12 protein-coding genes are annotated in these 13,320 nt (G+C 37.9%); 3 read left to right on the top strand and 9 right to left on the bottom strand.

What is annotated here, in order from left to right:
* The first annotated feature begins 28 nt into the window (after positions 1–28).
* A complete protein-coding gene (locus BAMA_RS06230) occupies positions 29–211 on the top strand; it encodes a hypothetical protein (protein WP_034637294.1) in 183 nt (60 codons plus the stop codon).
* Positions 212–285: 74 nt separating this feature from the next.
* Positions 286–627: a hypothetical protein gene (locus BAMA_RS06225; protein ID WP_034637292.1), complete on the top strand. Its 342-nt coding sequence runs from the start codon at positions 286–288 to the stop codon at positions 625–627.
* 456 nt (positions 628–1,083) lie between these two features.
* On the opposite strand, the gene BAMA_RS06220 is transcribed toward BAMA_RS06225, so the two are convergent.
* On the bottom strand, positions 1,084–1,791 hold the full coding sequence (locus BAMA_RS06220; protein WP_034637290.1) for a DNA alkylation repair protein: 708 nt from the start codon (positions 1,789–1,791) through the stop codon (positions 1,084–1,086).
* 511 nt (positions 1,792–2,302) lie between these two features.
* Here BAMA_RS06220 and helD point away from each other — a divergent pair.
* Positions 2,303–4,630, top strand: a complete 2,328-nt coding sequence (gene helD / locus BAMA_RS06215; protein WP_034637288.1) for an RNA polymerase recycling motor HelD — start codon at positions 2,303–2,305, stop codon at positions 4,628–4,630.
* A 142-nt stretch (positions 4,631–4,772) separates the two neighbouring features.
* Here the strand turns inward: helD and BAMA_RS06210 are convergent, their stop codons facing one another.
* The 8 genes from BAMA_RS06210 to BAMA_RS06175 form a co-directional block, all read right to left on the bottom strand.
* Positions 4,773–6,455, bottom strand: a complete 1,683-nt coding sequence (locus tag BAMA_RS06210) for a glycerol-3-phosphate dehydrogenase/oxidase (protein WP_034637286.1) — start codon at positions 6,453–6,455, stop codon at positions 4,773–4,775.
* 131 nt (positions 6,456–6,586) lie between these two features.
* On the bottom strand, positions 6,587–8,077 hold the full coding sequence (gene glpK, locus BAMA_RS06205; protein ID WP_034637283.1) for a glycerol kinase GlpK: 1,491 nt from the start codon (positions 8,075–8,077) through the stop codon (positions 6,587–6,589).
* Positions 8,078–8,090: 13 nt separating this feature from the next.
* Positions 8,091–8,912 (bottom strand): MIP/aquaporin family protein, encoded by an 822-nt coding sequence (locus tag BAMA_RS06200; protein ID WP_034637282.1) that lies wholly within the window; start codon positions 8,910–8,912, stop codon positions 8,091–8,093.
* 221 nt (positions 8,913–9,133) lie between these two features.
* Complete coding sequence (locus BAMA_RS06195) at positions 9,134–9,694, bottom strand: glycerol-3-phosphate responsive antiterminator (RefSeq protein ID WP_034637281.1); 561 nt, start codon at positions 9,692–9,694, stop codon at positions 9,134–9,136.
* A gap of 152 nt (positions 9,695–9,846) precedes the next feature.
* Positions 9,847–10,845 carry an LLM class flavin-dependent oxidoreductase gene (locus BAMA_RS06190; RefSeq protein ID WP_034637280.1) on the bottom strand — a complete coding sequence of 333 codons (999 nt, stop codon included), beginning with the start codon at positions 10,843–10,845 and terminating at the stop codon, positions 9,847–9,849.
* Positions 10,846–10,867: 22 nt separating this feature from the next.
* Positions 10,868–11,356 carry an RrF2 family transcriptional regulator gene (locus BAMA_RS06185; RefSeq protein WP_034637278.1) on the bottom strand — a complete coding sequence of 163 codons (489 nt, stop codon included), beginning with the start codon at positions 11,354–11,356 and terminating at the stop codon, positions 10,868–10,870.
* 170 nt (positions 11,357–11,526) lie between these two features.
* Positions 11,527–12,384 (bottom strand): YHYH domain-containing protein, encoded by an 858-nt coding sequence (locus tag BAMA_RS06180; RefSeq protein WP_034637276.1) that lies wholly within the window; start codon positions 12,382–12,384, stop codon positions 11,527–11,529.
* 365 nt (positions 12,385–12,749) lie between these two features.
* Positions 12,750–12,956 (bottom strand): sporulation YhaL family protein, encoded by a 207-nt coding sequence (locus BAMA_RS06175; RefSeq protein WP_034637274.1) that lies wholly within the window; start codon positions 12,954–12,956, stop codon positions 12,750–12,752.
* Between the last annotated feature and the right edge of the window lie 364 nt (positions 12,957–13,320).

Raw genomic sequence — 13,320 nt, 5'->3', positions numbered from 1 at the left:
CACATTTAAAAATGAAGGAGAAATTAAAATGAAATTTCATAGAAATCTCACCGTTAATACTTTATTAATTATATTAACCGTAATTCTATTAACAGCTTGCAACTCCAAAGTTGCAAACAAAAGTACAAATGTAAAAGAATACACTAGTCAAGAATTAAAAGTTGGTGTTGTAGGAGAAATACCAAAAGTGATGAAAAAAACATCAATCTAGTATCTATAGATTTTACTGATTTCCAAAAACAAAACTTAGCATCATATGATGGAATTATTATTACTAAGGAACATTTGACTCAAGCGTCTGAAAATCAATATGCAGACGTTTATAATCAGTCCAACATACCTTTCTTTTTTATGCAATCTGAAAAATCATATTTACCCTTTGCAGACAATCAAACAACATATGATCAAGCAATCAAAGTTAAAAATAAAAGTTATACTACCGGTTATATCAATACAAATGAAATCGTTAGGCACTGGGAACTATCGCTAAATGATAAATTAGACGATAAAAAAGCCGTTAATGAGGTTTATTCACGAATTTTTATGCTAATCGAGAAAATTAAAATTTCCAAGTCAGACCAATCTATTTCAGATGAAAGTGTGGAAATTAAGGCTGATTTGCCATAAATGCAATGTAATGGAGGGTGCCCCAAAGAAAAGTAAATGTACATCGTTCTCTTTATTTTTTTATCATGTGAACTTCCCTCTAATTATATTAGTTGTGGTGAACTCGGCCTTAACTTTTTGTCTAGTCCAGTTTAACTATCCATTTACTATCAGTTGGATAACATCGTCTTGCATCCTTACTAATACGAACTGCTCTCCATACCACGACAATTGCTTAATTCACTCACAAATAAAAGCTTTCGATGTATCTCTTGATCTCATTCCCTTTACCATCCTGTAAAATGACAATAAAGTTATTTCATTTTACAAACTCAAACAAGCATAACCCCGTTCTAAGTTTAGAACGGGGTTAAAAATCTAAGTTTTATTCAAAAAATAACGCTCTTTTCTGGGATAAAGAAATAGATGTATCTATACAAAGATTGAATATTTTACAGGATTCCCGAATCCTACTTTTTAACATCTTACATGTTTACGTTTGAAACCAAGTCTTCCTCTATCAATTTCTTTATGAATACTTTCGTAAGCATTTAGAAAGCTGCTTTTTTTCTTGTCCCGTTTTACTTCTACTATACCGACTGCCTTTGCGGTCTCGACTGCCTTTTCATGTAGCGGCAAATATGAAATCCCCGTGGTGTATAGAAAATTATTCATAGCGGATTTCGTTCGCTCTGGCGACTCATGAATCGTATTTTTCACAATTTCAAGCATATTGGAAATCTTACTTTCGGAAAATTCATTGTCTCGGCGATTCCCTAAAAGCCAGCAGTAGCAACTCCAGCCCGCTGACATTCTCAGCTCATCACCGCTTGCAATCCATTTATCAGCAACATCTTGTGCAAGATCTGACTCTGATAAAGTTACTGCCACCACAAAATCGGACAGCATATAAAAATATGCCCCATCCATCCAACGATCAAAATCCGACTCACTCATAGCTTTTGGGTTTGCAATAACGCCTGCAAAGTACATTGCGTCGTAGTTACCTGTAGAATAAAGCTCTTCAGCTAAACTTTGATTTATTTTTATTTTCTTTGCGATTGGTTTCATAGCACCTGTAGCTACACCAAAAAGCGGCTCATGCGCACCATTGGATATGTACGTTTTTTTAGTTCGTTCTTTACCGAGGGCTTCAAGCTCCTGCATAACTGTTTCGAAATCCATAGTTTTGCACTTCCTTCTTTAATATTAAGATCCTTTTAATTGTAGCCAACTAGTTTATCAAGTCTTCCATACTTCTCAATTTTACCATTAATCTTATTCAAGTAGGATGTCTACTGTCTATAATCCCTCAACAATTCGGTCCGATTGTTGAATAGAATGACTTGCATTTTTTAACGACTTTATCGTCACTTTACATATCCTAAATCAAAAAAGGGACGTCTACTCGACGTCCCTTTCATTAATTGTACTTATAAGTCCAAATTCATCATCATTTTGCAGTCAATTCAGTCACTTTAATACTTTTTTCAGTCACTTCCCTATTCAGAACCAAAACAAAAAACCCTAACTCCCAAAAACAAAAAAGGAAATTAGAGTTGTATCTCATTAAAAAATATGATAAATTAGAACAGAAACACTTTTTATATAAATAACTTCGTAGTTATCCTTATTCTAATTGTACAACAAAATCTCTCTTCAGTCAACATCTATTTTTTTAAAGGAGTGCGTAAATATGAATCATGAACTTCAAAAAGAACAAAAGCGATTAAATGGCGTCATCAAAACGATTACAGATCAAATTGATAAGTTAGAAAACGAAACTGGTAGACGACGTGCAGAAGTGATTAACATTCGTAAACACTTCTGGGATGACGTTAAAGTGAATACTGATACTTTTGATGACTACCTTGAAACAATTATTGGTTTAAGACAACAAGCTCAGTCCCTTGCTGTCACTCAAATTACTCATAAGCACACCTTTAATCGACTTGCTGCACTACGCCGTATGCATCATACACCTTATTTTGGACGAATCGACTTTACTGAAGAAGGAGAAACTTCACCAGAACAAGTGTATATCGGAGTCTCCACACTCACCGATGCAAGTGGAGAAAACTTTCTTATATACGATTGGCGCGCACCGATTTCGAGTGTTTATTACGACTATCCACCTGGTCCAGCTCAGTACACGACACCTGAAGGTATTATTCACGGAAATATCGAGAAAAAAATGCAATACATTATTCAAGGTGGCATGATTGATTCGATGTTCGATACAAGCATCACAATTGGTGATGAAATTTTACAACAAGCGCTTGGAAAAGGCACAAACAAACATATGCAAAGTATAGTTGCTACCATTCAGCGCGAGCAAAATCAAATTATTAGACACGATGAAGGACGCCTACTCATCGTTCAAGGCGCTGCCGGAAGCGGTAAAACATCTGCTGCCTTACAGCGCATTGCTTACTTACTTTATAAGTATCGCGAATGGATAAAAGCTGATCAAATTATTCTCTTCTCTCCTAACTCAATGTTTAACAGTTACGTATCTAACGTATTGCCAGAGCTTGGTGAAGAAAATATGCAGCAAGTTACATTCCAAGAATACTTAAATCATAGACTAAGCAAGTCATTTGATGTTGAAGATCCTTACGAGCAATTGGAGTATATATTAACAGAAACGAATAGTCCTTCCTATAAGACTAGAAATGCAAGCATTCGTTTTAAAGCATCGACTCACTTTTTCGAGACGATTAGAGCGTACAGACAATCTCTCGAATTTTCCGGTATGTTGTTTAAAGGAATGAAATTTAGAGGGAAAACAATTGTTTCTGCTAAACAAATTGCAGAAAGATTTTACCATACTGATACCTCCCTTCGCTTCCATAATAGAATCGAGAAATTAACAGAATGGCTCGATAAGCAAATAAATGAACTTGAAAAAACAGAACTAACGAAAACGTGGGTACAGGAGGAAATTGAGCTCCTTAGTAAAGACGAATACCAAAAAGCCTATAATTATTTACAGAAAAAAGGCGAATTTGATGAAAACTCCTTCAATGATTATGAAGAAGAAACGAAAGTACTTGGACGTATGATTGTCCGTAAAAAATTGAAACCACTGCGAAAAGGAATTCAAGCGTTACGTTTCATCAATTTCACAAGAATATATAAACAGCTCTTCACAGATCCAGCGTGGATTACTAGCGAAACACCTGAAGAATGGGACGATATTTGCTCGCTAACGATTAACATGATAGATGAAGGAAAACTATTTTACGAGGATGCGACTCCCTTTTTACTTTTAAAAGAGTTAATTGAAGGTTTCCAAATCAACACTTCAATTAAACATATGCTCGTAGACGAAGCACAAGATTATTCTCCGTTTCAATTTGAGTTTTTAAAACGTCTATTCCCAGCAGCAAAAATGACGGTACTCGGGGACTTTAACCAAGCAATATTTGCTCACGCTAGCGAAACAGTTGATTTCCATACACTTACTAACTTATACGGACCGGATGAAACGTACGGTATCAATTTAACTCGTAGCTACCGATCAACAAAACCAATCATTGAATTCACACGGAATCTCGTACCGGAAGGCAAAAAGATTACCGCCTTTGAACGTGACGGTGAAAAGCCTGTACTAACTAAAGTTTCAAATCATTCCGAACTGCACGAGCACATCATTTCTAAAGTCGCTGCATTACGAAAACAGCAGTACAATACGATTGCAATTATATGCAAATCCGCTGCTGAAAGCGTGGCTGCATATGATGCCCTCGGTAGTGTTGAGGATATGAAACTCGTGAAAAGTAACTCAGCTGAATACGAACAAGGCGTCGTCGTCATCCCTGCTTATTTAGCGAAGGGCATCGAATTTGATGCTGTTATTATTTATGACGCTTCTCAAGACGTGTACGGAGATGAGAGTCTTCGTAGATTATTCTACACTGCTTGTACACGGGCAATGCATGAATTACAGCTTTATAGTGTCGGTGAAGTGAGTCCTTTTGTGACGGGAGCTGGTTCGGAGAGTTTGGAGTGTATGAAATAGGAGCTATAGTTCAGTGTGGGATTCAGCGATTTTAAAGATTATCCAGCGATTCCTGTGTCGAATTCAGCGATTCACCTTTTCCATATAACAAAATGCACACACAACAAAACCACCTGAAGGAGAGCCCTCAGGTGGTTTTGTTTTAAGCTAATTCAGCTTTTTGTGCTTGCTGATCAACAGGAACAGCTGCATCAATTAAAGCAGCTTCTAGTTCTGCTGCGTATTTCATTTTCTCTTCTCCGCTCCAGCCTAAGCTGTCTGCCATGTAAGCGATAACTGCATCTTTCCATTTGTATACCCAGTCAATATTGAAAAGAATCGCTCCTGTGCGGCGCATGAAGAAGTCGATTGGTTTTGCAACCATTTCGTATTCCATACCGTATACAAGTGGTAGTAACACTTCTAGCGGCATGTTATAACGAGTCACTACTTCTTTATATTCTTTTGCTAAGCCAAATAAAATATCAACGTTTGAGCCGTAGAACTTCGCAAAGTGCTCTGCTTCTTCTTTCGTTAAGCCGAACGCTTTTCCTTCTTCTGCTTTCGATGCGATGAATGCTGGAAGGTTTTTCGATCCACCAACATGACCACCAGAGATTGGCATGTTTTTCGTTGCACTCGCCGGGTAAGAACCTTGACCTTCTTTTTGTAATAGAGATGTTACGTAGTCAAGAACCATTTCCGCCATTTTGCGGTATCCTGTTAACTTACCACCAGCAATTGTAATTAGACCAGAGTCAGACGTCCAAATTTCATCTTTACGAGAAATTTCAGATGCGTTCTTTCCTTCTTCGTAAATAAGTGGACGTACGCCTGCCCAGCTTGATTCTACGTCCTTCTCTGTAATTTTTACAGTTGGGAACATGTAGTTAATCGCATTGATGATATATGCACGGTCCTCTGTCGTCATTTTCGGAATCGCTGCATCTTTATCATAGAACGTATCTGTCGTTCCTACATATGTCTTATTACCGCGCGGAATCGCAAACACCATACGTCCATCTGGCGTATCAAAGTAAATTGCTTGCCCTAGTGGGAAACGTTTTTGATCGATTACAACGTGAACACCTTTTGATAACTGAAGTACTTTTCCTTTTTTCGAGTTATCTTTTTCACGAAGTGTATCTACCCAAGGACCAGCCGCATTTACAATTTTCTTACCGTACACTTCATATACTTCGCCATCTAATAAATCAACAACACGTACGCCACATACTTTACCATCTTTATATAAGAAGCCATCTACTTTTGCATAGTTTACCGCTTTTGCACCTTGTACAATCGCTTCTTTCATTACTTCAATTGTTAAACGAGCATCGTCCGTACGGTACTCTACGTAGTAACCGCCACCGTTTAAGCCCTCTTGTTTTACAAGCGGTTCTCTCTTCATCGTTTCTTCACGGCTGAACATTTTTCTGCGCTCGCTTTTCTTAACGCCTGCTAAGAAATCATATACACGTAAACCGATTGATGTACTGAATGCACCAAACGTTCCGCCTGTATGGAATGGAAGTAGCATCCACTCTGGTGTTGTTACATGGGGACCGTTCTCATATACGATCGCACGCTCCTTACCAACTTCCGCTACCATCTTCACTTCAAATTGTTTTAAATAACGTAAACCACCATGTACAAGCTTTGTAGAACGGCTTGATGTACCTGCTGCAAAGTCTTGCATTTCAAAGACAACTGTAGATAATCCTCGTTTTGCAGCATCAAATGCGATACCTGCTCCTGTAATTCCTCCGCCGATTACAACTACGTCTAACTCTTGTTTATGCACACCACGTAATACATCTTTACGTTCGTTAATTGAAAATTTCATGGTAATTCCTCCCTTAAAGTACAAAAAAGAGACCACAAACATCACTATAGAATCGCTTCCATAGTGCGCTGTGGTCTCTCCAAATCTCCTACCGATTTATTAACTTACCATCATTATAACACTATTTATGATTATTTAAAAGCCTTTGTTGCTTCAATTGCTTTTTTCCAGCCTGCATATAGCTCTTCGCTTGTATTCGTTTCCATTGCTGGTGTAAAGCTGCGATCCATGTTCCACTGCGTCGCAATTTCACTTTGATCTTTCCAGAAGCCAACCGCAAGACCCGCTAAGTAAGCTGCACCTAAAGCTGTCGTTTCATTTACAACTGGACGCTCTACTGGTACGCCTAAAATGTCTCCTTGGAACTGCATTAAGAAGTTATTTTTAACTGCGCCGCCGTCAACACGTAATGTTTTCAGTTCAATACCAGAATCTGCTTCCATTGCGCATAATACGTCTTTCGTTTGATATGCTAATGACTCAAGTGTTGCACGTACGAAATGCTCTTTCGACGTACCACGAGTTAAACCAAATACTGCGCCGCGTACTTCACTATCCCAGTACGGTGTGCCAAGTCCTACGAATGCAGGAACAACATATACACCTTCTGTTGATGCAACGCGTGACGCATACTCTTCACTCTCACTTGCATCTTGGAACATACGCATTCCATCACGTAACCATTGAATTGCAGAACCAGCTACGAAAATACTACCTTCTAATGCGTATTCTACTTTTCCATTTAAGCCCCATGCAATTGTTGTTAATAGGCCATGCTCAGACGCAACAGCTTTTTCACCTGTGTTCATTAACATGAAACAGCCTGTTCCGTATGTATTTTTCGCCATACCTTCGCCGAAGCACGCTTGTCCGAATAACGCTGCTTGTTGGTCACCTGCGATACCTGCAATTGGAATGTGTTGACCGAAGAAGTGATAGTCAACTGTATGACCGTATACTTCAGAAGATGGACGTACTTCTGGAAGCATGCTCTTTGGTACTGTTAACATTTCTAATAATTCTTCATCCCATTTTAATTCGTGGATGTTGTACATTAACGTACGAGATGCATTTGAGTAATCTGTTACGTGTACTTTACCGCCTGTTAACTTCCATACAAGCCACGTATCAATTGTTCCGAATAATAACTCACCGTTCTCAGCTTTTTCACGTGCACCTTCCACGTTGTCTAAAATCCATTTTACTTTCGTACCAGAGAAGTACGCATCGATTAATAGACCTGTTTTCGAACGAACCATGTCGTTATAGCCTTTTTCTTTTAACTCATCACAAATTTCAGATGTTTGACGAGATTGCCATACGATTGCGTTGTATATAGGCTTTGCTGTTTCCTTTTCCCATACAACTGTCGTTTCACGTTGGTTCGTAATACCGATACTTGCGATTTGCTCAGGCTTTACGTTTGCTTCACTTAAACAGCTAGCAACTACTGCTAAAATTGATCCCCAAATTTCTTGTGGGTTATGCTCAACCCAGCCCGGCTGTGGGAAATGTTGTGTAAACTCTTTTTGAGCTGTATGAACAATTTTCCCGTCCTTATTGAAAAGGATAGCGCGTGAACTTGTCGTTCCTTGGTCTAATGAAAGAATAAATTTTTCCATAATTACTTCCCCCTTATGCTACTTTTCTATTATTTGTATTTTGGCTATTTTTTTTCGTTGCCATATAAGAGATTGCTAGAACAACTACTGCTGCAATCGCTACGTAAATTAGTGCTGCATTTTCTTTTCCTTCGAATACAACTTGATGGAATAAACCTGCAAGGGAACCACCTAAGATTGGTCCAACTACCGGAATCCATGCATATTTCCAGTTCGATCCGCCTTTACCTGGGATTGGTAATAAGAAGTGCGCGATACGAGGTCCTAAGTCACGTGCTGGGTTGATCGCGTAACCTGTTGTCCCTCCTAATGATAAACCAATACTTACAATTAAGAAACCTACGATAAACGGATTTAAACCGTCTGCAAATTTGTTTGCACCAATTGCTAAAATACCAAGTACTAAAATAAATGTTCCAATCATTTCACTTAAAAGGTTTGCAAATGTATTTGGAATTGCTGGTCCTGTCGCAAATACGCCTAACTTTGTTCCAGCATCTTCTGTCTCTTTCCAATGAGGTAAATAATGTAAAAATACGATAAGTGCTCCAATCATAGCTCCAAGCATTTGTGCAACGATATAACCTGGTACATCGCTCCATGGGAACGCTCCCTTAAATGCAAGTCCCATCGTTACTGCCGGGTTCAAATGTGCCCCGCTAATTGATCCTACTGCATAAGCTGCAACCGCCACCGCTAGACCCCATCCCATTGTGATAACAATCCAGCCTGAGTTTTGCGCAAACGATTTCTTTAAACTAACGCCTGCACAAACGCCACCGCCAAGAATAATAAGTAATGCTGTACCAATTAATTCCCCTAAAAACGCTGACATATAAAATCCCTCCATAATCAAATTAAACGCTTTCATTAAGATGGAGTGAAAACGAATGGCCATTCACTTTTCAAAAAAGAAAAAGACCCACTCGCATATGCTTCTATAATTATATAGAAACAATGAAATGTGGATCTCTTCTTTTCTCCGTCACGTTTATTAACTTGTCTATAATGTTAACCGTTTGTGAAAGCGGTGTCAATCGCTTTTTCACATTTTGTTCAACTTTTTTCGTAATATTTCCACAGCTCTTTCTTTGACGTTGTAATTGCCGTTGCACCCGCTCCTAGCGCCTTTTCAACATCATCTACTGTACGAATGAAACCACCCGCTAAAATCGGAATACCTGTCCTCGTTTTCATTTCTGTAATAACTTCCGTTAACGCACCAGGAAGTACTTCAATATAATCTGGCTGTGTTTTCTCCAGTAAATTACAACTTTTCTCCATTGCACTTGAGTCAATTAAGAAAATACGTTGAATCGCAACAACGCCTTTTTGTTTCGCTTTCATAATCACGCTCGATTTCGTTGATAACACACCGTACGGACGAAACTCCTGACAAACATATTCCGTTGCATACCCATCACTTTGCAAGCCGTGAATTAAATCAATATGTAAAAATACTTTTTTACAATGCTGCTTCGCAAGTGCAATCACGCTTTTTAACTGCGCCACATGTAAGTCTAACACAACGATGTATTCAAAAGGGCTACATAATAATTTCTCTAAATCCTTAATTTGCCGAACCGCTGGTAATATTTTTTGTTCATGAAATTCCATAGAACGTTCCCTTCCTTCGAATCCTTTTCATCCTATAATACTACACATTTTTAAGGAAAAGAAAAGAGCTAAAAGCTTTCTTTTTTATAGGAAAACGGGACCCACCATACATTGTAAAAAACATGGAACAAGCAAGTACCTACATTATTACATTACAATAATTCTTTCGCTAATAAGCGATGCCCTTCCAAGCGTTTTTCTTGCGAATACGGTACGCTCATAATCATCGCTTCATCAAAACCATATATGAACTGTTCTTCCTGTAGAATCGATGCAACTTCTTTTGCTTCCCCAACTATGTGTAAGTTTCTTTGACGAAATTGTTGAATGGTCATTTTATCTATTTCTGTTAATGGATATTCTTGTGCTTCTTCAGGTGTTAATGCTTGCCTTATGTTTCCTTTCATTAACCATAGACGTGAAATATCGCCTGGCAATGCCTCATACTCCGCTTCTTCTTTCGTCTCCGCTACAGTCACCATATAAGTTACGATAATATTTGGCTCTTCTAAAAATGCTGTAGGTGTAAAGCTTCTTCTATATAAATCTAAAATATCTTCCGTCATACTGCCAGTGAAAAATTGTGCAAATGAATAACCAATCCCCATACGTCCTGCTTGCATTGCGCTATTTCCAGAAGAACCTAACAACCAAGCTTCCGGTAATACAATTTGAGATGGCATGGCAACGGTCTTATTGTATAAACGATCATTTGGCACTTCATCATTGATGTACTGCAATGTATACGCAAGCTTTTCATACATATTATCTAAATTCGGCTCGCGCCCTTCAGATAAAGCATAAATAGAATGACCGTCTCCACCAGGTGCTCGTCCAACGCCAAAATCAATCCGCCCCGGTGCATACGCGCTAAGCGTTTTAAATACTTCCGCTAACTTTAATGGTGAATAATGCATCATCATCGTCCCGCCCGTTCCAAGGCGAATATTCTTTGTCTTCGCAGCTAAATAAGCAATCGACACTTCAGGAGCTGAACTCGCAACAGCATCTATTCCATGATGTTCTGCCATCCACATGCGATGATAGCCTAACTCATCCGCTACAACCGCCAACTCTTCCGCATTTTTTAATGCTTCCACCGCAGTCTTTCCGCTCATAATACGTGCTTGATCCAATAAACTTAACTTCATCATGTACCCTCCCGCTCTCATATCATTTTTGCATAATCATTTTCTCGCGAATTGCTTTTTGTACAGCTGTAAATTTCTCTTCATATTTAGGTGCTTGCATTTTCTTATATAAAGATGCAATCGTTGCCCGCTTCAACACAGCTGTCCACGCAACTTCGGCCTCATCCATTAACTCCATTAACAAACAACAGCCAGCATCCTCATTCAAATCAAGCATATCTTTCAAAATACCACTTGGTGCATACAGCGACTGATTATCTGTTGTCGCTAAATACACATCATATACTGAAATATCTTCAGGCTTCTTATGCAGCCTGTAACCACCTTTTACACCCGGTATTGACAAAATTAAATTTGCATTCACTAACTTCCGTAACAACTTTAACGAATACGTACGAGAAGTTCCTAACTGACAACTGATCGCTTCCCCAGGCAATACCGCTCCTTTCGGCAACATATGTAACAACATTAACGTATATACGGATTGTTCTACTCCAGTTTTTATCTTCAATGCAATTACCTCTTTTACATGTAAATAAACGTGGATATTTATTATCCACGTTTATTAGTGTAATTGAAAAATGTATTTGAGTAAAATATTTAGCTTCATTCTAGTTATAAATTCACACAAAAAGAAACTCCAAAATTAGCCTTTAGAGTTTCTTTAACACATTATCACTTCTATTTTTTAGATTTTTTATTTGTAATAAATAGAATGCTTCCTAACCACAATAATACGCCAATTATAATAGTAAACAAAATATACTTTTGGAATACATAATAGTATATTTTCTCCCAAACCGTTCCACTTCCAGCCTCTATATAGCCAGCAAAATATCCTTTTTGATAAAATTTTTGTTCTTCTTTTGTTAAATCTGATTCAAAATCATCATATGTATAATCTAAGCCAGCAGCCTCATAACCTTCCTCATAACCATCATCAAATAACGCTTCTTGATCTACGGAGCTATCAACAAGAACGGAATCGATATCATCACTATCACTCGCGGAATCACTTAAAGAAATATCTTCTTCCCATTCACTTTCCGCTGTAGACCATCCTTCTGCATATCCGTCTTCATACGAATCATAGTCATATGTTTTATAAGGGGTATCGTCATATCCATCGTCATTAACATAATCTGAGTACCCCCTGTTTGATCCTGCTTGACGACTATTTTCATAGCAAATTGACAGTCCTTCTTCATGACCATCCTCTATCCCTTGTTCATAACCTTCACCGAAAGCTTTATGACCTTTCCACCACCAGTCATATTCCTCTTCACATTGTGAAGTATAACTATATGCTAGGTCAAAACCTTTATTATACCCTTCTTCATACTTATGTTCATAATCATATTCATACTCATACGATTTGTACGTAGCATCATGAAAATGATACTCCCCATACTCTAAACCCCACTCTTCGCAGTTTGTCCAGCAAGTATGCCCACCATTGGCATCCGTATTTCCTGGATGTGCATAAATAACATGAGGTGAAAGCATCCATATAAATATGCATAAAAATATTTTTTTCATAAAAGACACTCCTATGTTGGAAATTAATTGATCTGATCATTGAGAATGTCTATATAGTTAGAGAAAATCTTAAATACCATGGAGATAAATAATAATTAAGAAAAGGAAACTTACATGGTACAACCGATTTGAAGGTGGTATTACGAACTTTTATTACTATGTAGGACAATCCTTTAAAAATGATTTTGTATCAATATTCTTTTTCGTACTTAACAAATATAAAGGGAAAGAGATATATAGACAATAAGTTCGAAAGTGATTTGAGGAAAAAGTTTTTTCACATAGTAGGCTAATCTTATTTTTATAGAAAAAATAAAAATAACCAGCTCAGACAATACAACATCCAAACTGGTTATTACCTCATTTTATAAAAGCACAGAATGATCATCCTTCTCCTGCTGGCGGCGCTCCTTTTCTTCTTGCAAACGTTTCATATATACTTCGCCTTCTTTTTCAATAAATTCATTATCAATTTCCTGTTCTTGTTTTGAAGTATAAAGCACCATATAGCCACTAATAATAATGCCGATAATGACAAGATAAATCCACCACGGTAAAAATTCGACTCCCATTCCCTTATCTTCCTTTCTCATAGACAAGCTTTGTTAATTTTACTGTATGAAGGGAGGATAAGATTTATGACTATATATATCCAACTTGACCGTTTCACGCCAAAGTATCTGCCACGTATATAAGAATGGCAAACGCACTCACTTCATCCATTTGTTGTAACTCGGCGCGCGGTAGGAAAAGGTACTGACCGCTACTGCGCATGGAGGAATCCACTCTTCTACTGAAAAGGAAGGGAGTGTGTTCGTTTTTCAACTTGCATTTATATATAAAATCACCTTAGAAGTATTAAAATCTGCCAATCTCATTAACTAACCCACCTAAAATTTCTACCATGTTTTGCAGTGTTTTATTAATTTGAAGCAA

This window comes from Bacillus manliponensis, from assembly GCF_000712595.1.
Taxonomy (GTDB): Bacteria; Bacillota; Bacilli; order Bacillales; family Bacillaceae_G; genus Bacillus_A; species Bacillus_A manliponensis.
Note: the sequence above shows the minus strand (reverse complement) of the source record. Positions and strands in the feature narration are given on the sequence as shown.